The organism is Streptomyces sp. NPDC093109, from assembly GCF_040701725.1.
Classification (GTDB): Bacteria; Actinomycetota; Actinomycetes; order Streptomycetales; family Streptomycetaceae; genus Streptomyces.
Map to the genome: position 1 here is coordinate 42313 of NZ_JBFBEZ010000051.1, position 8059 is coordinate 50371.

Annotated in this window: 5 protein-coding genes; 3 read left to right on the forward strand and 2 right to left on the reverse strand. The window is 71.8% G+C overall.

Translation table 11 applies throughout. From position 1 onward, the window contains the following. Window positions 1-127: 127 nt before the first annotated feature. Window positions 128-1393, reverse strand: coding sequence for a peptidoglycan-binding domain-containing protein (locus tag AB0389_RS32880; RefSeq protein ID WP_366399197.1), 1266 nt, complete (start codon window positions 1391-1393; stop codon window positions 128-130). 142 nt (window positions 1394-1535) lie between these two features. On the opposite strand from AB0389_RS32880, the gene AB0389_RS32885 reads away from it, so the two are divergent. Then, complete coding sequence (locus AB0389_RS32885) at window positions 1536-3689, forward strand: MDR family MFS transporter (RefSeq protein WP_366399198.1); 2154 nt, start codon at window positions 1536-1538, stop codon at window positions 3687-3689. A gap of 152 nt (window positions 3690-3841) precedes the next feature. Here the strand turns inward: AB0389_RS32885 and AB0389_RS32890 are convergent, their stop codons facing one another. After that, window positions 3842-4510, reverse strand: a complete 669-nt coding sequence (locus tag AB0389_RS32890; protein ID WP_366399199.1) for an O-methyltransferase — start codon at window positions 4508-4510, stop codon at window positions 3842-3844. Between the two features lie 280 nt (window positions 4511-4790). Between AB0389_RS32890 and AB0389_RS32895 the strand changes: the two genes are divergently transcribed. Further along, window positions 4791-6848, forward strand: coding sequence for a bifunctional glycosyltransferase 87/phosphatase PAP2 family protein (locus tag AB0389_RS32895; RefSeq protein WP_366399200.1), 2058 nt, complete (start codon window positions 4791-4793; stop codon window positions 6846-6848). A gap of 266 nt (window positions 6849-7114) precedes the next feature. Next, complete coding sequence (locus tag AB0389_RS32900) at window positions 7115-7864, forward strand: methyltransferase domain-containing protein (protein ID WP_366399201.1); 750 nt, start codon at window positions 7115-7117, stop codon at window positions 7862-7864. Window positions 7865-8059 lie beyond the last annotated feature (195 nt).

The window sequence follows — 8059 nt, forward strand, 5'->3', positions numbered from 1 at the left end:
AGACAAGTGGCCCCGCCCGCCGGTCAGGGTGAACGGGCGGAGCCACTTTGTTTCGCCATTATACAAAGCGGGTCGATCGCCGCTGTGCGCGCCCCCCGCCCCCGCGTCGCCTCCCGCCCCGCCCCTGCTAATTGCGTCCTTGGCCCCGGCCCGGCCCCTGTCCCTGGCCCTGCTTGGTCTCCGCCTCCAGTGCGCGCCGGGTGTCCGGCCCGTACACGCCGAGCGGGTCAGTCAGGGTGTTCCTGGACCACTGGAAGATCTTGACGGCCTCCTCGACGCTCGCGTCGAACTCCCCGTTCGCCGCCCCCGGGAACAGCCAAAGCTGCTTCAGCCGCTGCTGAAGCTCCACGACCTCGGCCCCGGAGTCACCGAGCCGCAGCGTCGCCCCCGTCGGGTCGGGATCGGAGCCGGGCGGCGCCGTCGCGCCCTTCGATGCCCCCGGTGATCCGGAAGGTCCCGAAGTCCCCGCGGATTTGGTGGACTTCGAGGCGTCCGGCTCACCGGACGCGGACGTGCCCGTCCCCTTGTCCGACCCCGTCCCGGCCCCCGCGGCGTCGGAGGCCGCCGCCGACGTCCCCGGCGACGCGGTGGACGTCGCCGCGTCCGACGGCGCCGACTCCGTGGCCGTCGCGGAGGTCCCCGTACCTCCGGAACCCGACGCGGACGACGGTGCGGACGGCGACGCGGACGCGTCCGCGCCGGTCGCCGTCGCGTCCGGCTGTCCCGCGTACGACGTGCTGTCCGGGAGCGCCGTGTCCCGCTCTCCGCCGCCCTGGAACAGCCCGCCCGCGAACGCCGCAGTGCCGACCACCGCCACGGTCGCCGCCGCGATCGCCGCGACCCGGAGGGATCTGCGGCGCGCGGGTGGTGACGGGGGCGCGGGTATGGGTGCCGGAGCGTACAAGGGCACGGGCGCGGGCACGGGGGCGGACACGACGGGTACGAGAGCGGTGGAGTGGGCCGGCCCGGACGCGATGACGGGCAGGACGGCCGTCGTGGCCGCCGCCGGGGTCTCCGTAGGGATCACCGCAGGGGCCGCGATCACCCGTAGTGCGGTGGTCGGCCGGTCGTCCTCCACGTCCGGTGCGTCAGCGTCAGCGCCAGCGGCGGTGGCGTCCGGCGTGGTGGGCGGTGCGTGCGGTGGCGGTGGAGTCGCCCCTTCGGCCCCGCCTTCGTCGGCCCCGCCCCCGCCGGCCCCTCCCGCCTCGTCCGCGCCCCCCGGCGGCACCGGCACGTACGGTCTGATGCGCAGCGGATGGAAGTCCTCCGACGCCGCGATCTCCTCCGAACGTCCGGCCTGTACGGCTTGTACGGCGCGTTCCGCGCAGCCGCAGCCGGGTCTGCCCAGCGCGGCTCGCGGCGTACCGCATTCGGGACAGAGCTGTCCGCTCACTGTTGGGTCCCCTCCCCTTGAACTGCCGCTGATTATGCAGTGCTCCTTGGGGCGCGTGGGGGCGGTCCCGGCAGGCCATAACCGGACAGAGCCGTCAGGATGGACATCTGAGGCGTCCGGAGTAGAGAGCGAGCGATACCGCATGGCCCAGGAAGCGAGCCCCCCGGCGGATCCGGATCCGGATCCGGGATCGGTCCCAGCCCCGGACGCGGACCCGGCCCCAGCCCCGGACGCGGACCCAGCCCCGGACCCATCCCCGGAGCAGGCCTCCGGCAGCAACGGCCGGAAACCGCGCACCGTACTCGTCGCCATCGGCGCGCTCCTGATGGGCATGCTGCTCGCCGCGCTCGACCAGACGATCGTCTCCACGGCCCTGCCGACCATCGTCAGCGACCTCGGCGGGCTCGAACACCTCTCCTGGGTCGTCACCGCGTACCTGCTCGCCTCCACCGCCGCCACCCCCCTCTGGGGCAAGCTCGGCGATCAGTACGGCCGCAAGAAGCTCTTCCAGACCGCCATCGTCATCTTCCTCATCGGCTCCGCCCTCTGCGGCATCGCCCAGAACATGCCGCAGCTCATCGGCTTCCGCGCGCTCCAGGGTCTCGGCGGCGGCGGGCTGATCGTGCTGTCCATGGCGATCGTCGGCGACCTGGTCCCGCCGCGCGAACGCGGCAAGTACCAGGGCCTGTTCGGCGCCGTGTTCGGCGCCACGAGCGTCCTCGGGCCGCTCCTCGGCGGGTTCTTCACCCAGCACCTCAGCTGGCGCTGGGTCTTCTACGTCAACCTGCCGCTCGGCGCCGTCGCGCTGCTCGTCATCGCGGCCGTCCTGCACATTCCCGTGCACCGGACGAAGCACACCATCGACTACCTCGGCACGTTCCTGATCGCGTCCGTCGCCGTCTGCTTCGTGCTCGTCGCCTCGCTCGGCGGCACCACCTGGGCCTGGGACTCCGCCGGGATCATCGGGCTCGGTCTGCTCGGACTCGTCCTCCTCGCGGTGTTCATCGGCGTCGAGCGGCGCGCCGCCGAGCCCGTACTGCCGCTGCGGCTGTTCCGCCTCAGGACGTTCACGCTGGTCGCGTGCATCAGCTTCATCGTCGGCTTCGCGATGTTCGGGACGATGACGTACCTGCCGACGTTCCTCCAGGTCGTGCAGGGGGTCACCCCCACCATGTCGGGCGTGCATCTGCTGCCGATGGTGCTCGGGCTGCTGATCACGTCCACGCTCTCCGGGCAGATCGTCAGCCGCACCGGCCGCTGGAAGGTGTTCCCCATCCTGGGCACCGGGGTCACCGCCGTCGGGCTGCTGCTGCTCCACCACCTCACCGAGTTCAGCGGTACGTGGCTGATGAGCGCCTACTTCTTCGTCTTCGGCGCCGGCCTCGGGCTGGTCATGCAGGTCCTGGTGCTGGTCGTGCAGAACGCCGTCAGCTACCAGGACCTCGGCGTCGCCACCTCGGGCGCGACCTTCTTCCGCTCCATCGGCGCGTCCTTCGGCGTCGCAGTCTTCGGCACGATCTTCACCAACCTCCTGCGGGAGAAACTCGCCGGCGCGCTGGCGGGCAAGCCGCTGCCGCCCGGCGCGAGCGCGGGCGAGCTGGCCGCCGACCCGCAGTCCCTCGCCCGGCTGCCGGCCGCGCTGCGGGCGCCCGTCCTGCACGCGTACGCGACCTCGATCACCGACGTCTTTCTGTACGGGGTGCCGGTGGTGCTGGTGGGGTTCGTGGTGGCCTGGTTCCTCAAGGAGGACAAGCTGCGCGGCTCGGTGACCGCCCCGGAGGCCAGCGAGACCCTGGCGTCCAACCCGGTCGTCCGCTCCTCGCACGACGAGGTGGCGCGCGCCCTGTCGGTGCTCGGCACGCGCGAGGGGCGCCGGCGGATCTACGAGAAGATCACGGCCAGGGCGGGGTACGACCTGCTCCCGGCGGCCAGTTGGCTGCTGCTGCGGGTACGGCGCCACGGCGTGGTCAGGCCCGCCGCCCTGGCGCAGGCCACGCCCGTACCCCTCGCGTCCGTCACCGAGGCGGCCAGGCAGCTGGAGGAGCGCGGGCTCGTCGAGCGCGTGGGGGTGGAACTGACGCTCACCGAGCCGGGCGCGCGGGTGGCGCGGGACCTGGCGGCGGCGCGCGAGGAGTCGCTCGCGGAGCTGCTGGGGGACTGGTGGGGGCCGGAGCGGCCGACCGATCTGGTGCGGCTGGTGCGGGACCTGAACAGCGAGCTGTGCGGATCGGAGAGCGAGCGGCCGAAGAGACGGCAGGAGCCGCCCGGGGACCATGCGGCGCATGTGACGGAGTGACGGGAACGACGGGAGTGACGGGAGTGACGGGAGTGACGGGAGTGACCGGTACGGAACGGAGGGGAGCGAGGGGAAGCGGTTACGGGCACCGGTCCGCGTAACCCCTCCTGTCCGCCCGTACCGCCCGTCCCCTCCGTACCGCCGTACGCGCGTCAGGCCAGCACGCGGATCAGCGCGAACCCGTCGTATCCCTTGCTGCCCACCGTCTGCACGGCGGTCGCGGAGAGCTTCGGGTTGGCGGCGATCTGCTCGATCATGATCTGCACCCCGCGCATGGCCGGGTCGGTGGTGTCCGGGTCGGCGACTCCGCCGCCGCGTACGACGTTGTCCACGATGATCAGGCTGCCCGGCCGGGTGAGCTTCAGCGCCCACTCCAGATAGTGCGGGTTGTTGCGCTTGTCGGCGTCGATGAACACCAGGTCGAACGGGCCCGCGCCCTCGGCCTCCAGCACCGGCAGCGAGTCCAGCGCCGCCCCGGTCCGTACCTCGGCGATCTTGTCGAGCCCCGCGTACGCGAGATTGGCGCGCGCGACGTCGGCGTGCGCCGGGTCGTACTCCAGCGAGATCAGCCGGCCGTCGTCGGGCAGCGCCCGCCCCAGCCAGATGGTGCTGTAGCCGCCCAGCGTGCCGATCTCCAGTACAGTACGGGCGCCCTGCGTGCGGGCCAGCAGATGCAGCAGCTTGCCCTGGTTGGGGGCGACGCTGATGGCGGGCAGGCCGGCGGCGTCGGCGGCGGCGAGGGCCGCGGAGAGCGCTTCGTCCTCCGGGGCGAGCCGGTCGGTGAAGTAACGGTCGACGGCGTTCCACTGCTCCTGTGACATGGGCCTCTCCGTGACGGTCGGGTCGACGACGGGTGGGTCGACCATTTAGTTTCTGGCGGGAACATATCGCGGAAGCCAAGGGCATTCAGCCAAAACACGGGTGACAGTCAGGCGAAGAGGGGGTTGCCTGAGTCTCTTCGGAGAGGCAGTGCGAGGCTCTATGCCCAGGACGGGCGTAATCAGGACGGAGGGTCGGCGCGGCGTGGCGAATGCAGAGCACAGCGCGCACGGCGGTGCGGCGGCGGGTGCTGCGGGAAGTGGGCTCGGGAGAGCCCGCGCAGTGCTCTGGCTGGTCGCCGCGGTGCTGGCGGCAAGACAGGCGGCGGCGGTGCTCAGGCAGCCGCCCGGGGAACGGCTCACCGATCTGGAGACCTGGATCGGGGACAACGGCGTTCTGCATGTGACGGGGTCGCTGTACGACACCGGGCAGTTCACCGGCACGCCGTTCGCCGGCCTCGTACTGAAACCGCTGGCACGCTCGGCGGAGCAGAGCCTCGGCATCGCCTGGACCCTCGGGACCCTGCTGCTGGTCGTCGCCCTCGGCCTCGTCGTGGCGCGGGCGCTGCCGGGGCAGGTGTCGCGCCGTACCGGACTGCTGGCCGCGCCGGTCGCGATCAGCCTGCTGATGCTGTCCCTGCCGGTGCGCAACAGCTTCTCGCTCGGGCAGACCAGCATCATCCCCGTCCTGCTGGTGCTGCTCGGCACACTCGCCGTACGGAACGAACGCGGGGCCGGCGTCCTCGTCGGCGTCGGCGCGGCGCTCCAGCCCGCCGTCCTCCTCTTCGCACCGCTGCTGTGGCTGACCGGGCGGAAGCGGGCGGCCGTGGCCTCGGCAGGCACCTTCGCCGCCGGGACGGCGCTGGCCTGGGCCGTCATGCCGGGCGACTCGTGGGCGTACTGGGTGCACCATGTGGCGGGCGCCGGGCTCGGCGAACGCGCCGACAGCCTCGCCAACCAGTCCCTGCACGGCGCGCTGCTCCGGTTCGGCCTGGAAGGGCCGCTGGAGGTCGCGCTCTTCGTCGTCCTGGCGGCGGGTGTCGTCTTCCTCGCGCTGCGCAGGGCCGCGCGGTACGCCCAGGACGGACAGCTGCTGCTGGCCGTCGCGCTGACCGGCTGCGCCGCGATCGCCGTATCGCCGACCGCGTGGCAGCACCAGCTGCTGTGGGTGCTGCTGGCGCTCGTGGGCAGGGTCGGCACGCGTGCGCGGGACCGGCTGGTGTGGCCGGCGGTGGTGATCCTGGTGATGACGCTGCCCGGCAAGATGATGCTGCCGAACATGAAGGTGCTCGTCCCGCTGCGCGAGAACGTGCCGCTGCTCGCGGCGCTCGCGGCGGCGTGCGCGGTGCCGTTCCTGCTGCGTACCTCGCCGTACTTCGACAAGCCCGTCCCGACGGAGTACGCGCGGCCCGTGCCCTCGCGCTGGGACCGGGTGCCGCTGGCGCCGTTCTGGAAGCGGCTGGTGAGCCGGCCGAACCTGCTGCTCGAACTCCTCGTCATCCGGGTCGGCTACTCGGCGTACTCGCACATCCGGCTCGTCGCGACGGGCGGTCGCGAGACCGCCGAGAAGCACGCGCACCAGATCCACTCGATCGAGCGGGCGCTCGGGATCGACATCGAGCACTGGGTCAACCACACGGCCGTGCGGATCGGGTGGGCGGAGAGCTTCTTCAACTTCTACTACACGTCGTTCCACTTCGTGGTCCCGCTGACGATCCTCGCCGTGCTGTACGTACGCCGCCCCGCCGACTACCGCTGGGCCCGCTCGTCGCTCGGCTTCGCCACGGTGCTGGCGCTGATCGGCTTCTGGTTCTACCCGCTGGCCCCGCCACGGCTGATGCCCGACCTCGGCTTCATCGACACCGTGCACGGCCCGCAGGACCTGACGAACCCGGACTACGGCGCGCTGACGGCGCTCACCAACCAGTACGCGGCGATGCCGTCGCTGCACTTCGGATGGTCGCTGTGGTGCGGCGTGGTGATCGTGGTGCTGGCCCCCAAGATGTGGATGAAGCTCCTCGGCCTGCTCCACCCCCTCTTCACGGTCTGCGCCATCGTCGCCACGGCCAACCACTGGGTCCTGGACGCGGTGGGCGGCGCGACGGTCGTGGGCGTGGGCTTCGCGCTGACGTACTTGCTGGCGGGGCGGCGGGAGCTGCTGGGGGCGGTGCCGGCGGTGCCGGCGGGGGCGGCGCCGGGGGCGGCCGGGGATGCCGGGCCGCTGGCGAAGGTGAAGACGAAGGTGAAGCTGCCGTCGCCGACGAAGGGCGACGAATCGCCGGTACGCGAGCGGGAACGGGAACGTGGGCATGAACGTGAGCGGGAGCCGGACAGGTTGTAGCGCTCACCGGAGGAAGGGGCGGGACGAGATGTAAAGAAACGTGCCCGGCCGCTTCGCCAGAAGCCCCCGGGACGGCTGCGGGAGGGGGTGTTGGCAGTGTGTCGCGCCGGTGCGCGGGTGAGGGGGCCGGAGGGCCGTTCCCGGTCCGGCCGAACGGCTTCGGCGCCTCTCCGGGATTCGCCGTAACCCGCTCCGAGCTGGGCTTTCTCCGCGTCCGTCCGTACCGTGCTGCTCCTCTTCATGTCCCAGCGTGAGAAGGAGAGCGGATGGAAACGGAACACCGGAACATACGCACGGTCGACGATGTGCTGAAGCTCCTGGACACCCTGTTCGCGCCGGAGGCCGACCGTTGGACGAGTGAAGCGGCCACGTGGTGGGACGGGTTCTATGCCGACCGGTCGAGGCCGGTGCCGTTCTTCGTGGCGAAGCCGGACGAGAACCTGGTCTCGTACCTCGACCGGGGGCTGATCCCGCGCGGCCGGGCACTGGACCTGGGGTGCGGGCCGGGCCGCAACGCCCTGTACCTGGCGTCCATGGGTTTCCGGGTGGACGCCGTCGACCTCTCTCCGGCGGCCATCGGCTGGGCCGAGGAACGCGCCCGGGAAGCCGGCGCGGACATCCGGTTCCACTGCGGCGACGCCTTCGGCCTCTCGGCCACGGAGCTCAGCGGTCCGTACGACCTCATCTACGACTCCGGCTGCTTCCACCACCTGCCGCCACACCGCCGCGTCAGCTACCGCGACCTGCTCACCCGGGCCCTCGCCCCCGGCGGCCATCTCTCCCTCACCTGCTTCGCGTCCGGCCGGATGGGCTCCGAACTCCCGGACGCCGACTTCTACCACGAGGGCCGACCACGCCTCCACGGCGGACTCGCCTATACGCCGGAGTCCCTGCGCGGGATCTTCTCGGACCTGACGGAGGTGGAACTGCGCCACATGCGGGACGAGCCCGCCGACTCCCCGCACTTCGGCGAGCCTTTCCTCTGGACGACGCTGCTCCAGCGCCCGCTGCTTTGAGGTGGGGCGTTGCTGTGCCGTGATCGGGTGCGGGTCAGGGCGGTGTTGAGTGAGGTGGGTGGGTGGCGGGGGTTGTTGGGATGGGGGCCGCCCCTCCTGGTGTGAGTGTCGCGTCTCCGGGACAGGTGTAAAGGGCGCTCCTGCGTCGCGTCGGCTGCGCCGATTTCGCTTCGCTCACCCTTGACTCCTGTCCCG

Coding starts and splice junctions, on each gene's coding strand:
- AB0389_RS32885 (WP_366399198.1), top strand. CDS start 1,536: ATGGCCCAGGAAGCGAGCCCCCCGGCGGATCCGGATCCGGATCCGGGA.
- AB0389_RS32890 (WP_366399199.1), bottom strand. CDS start 4,510: ATGTCACAGGAGCAGTGGAACGCCGTCGACCGTTACTTCACCGACCGG.
- AB0389_RS32900 (WP_366399201.1), top strand. CDS start 7,115: ATGGAAACGGAACACCGGAACATACGCACGGTCGACGATGTGCTGAAG.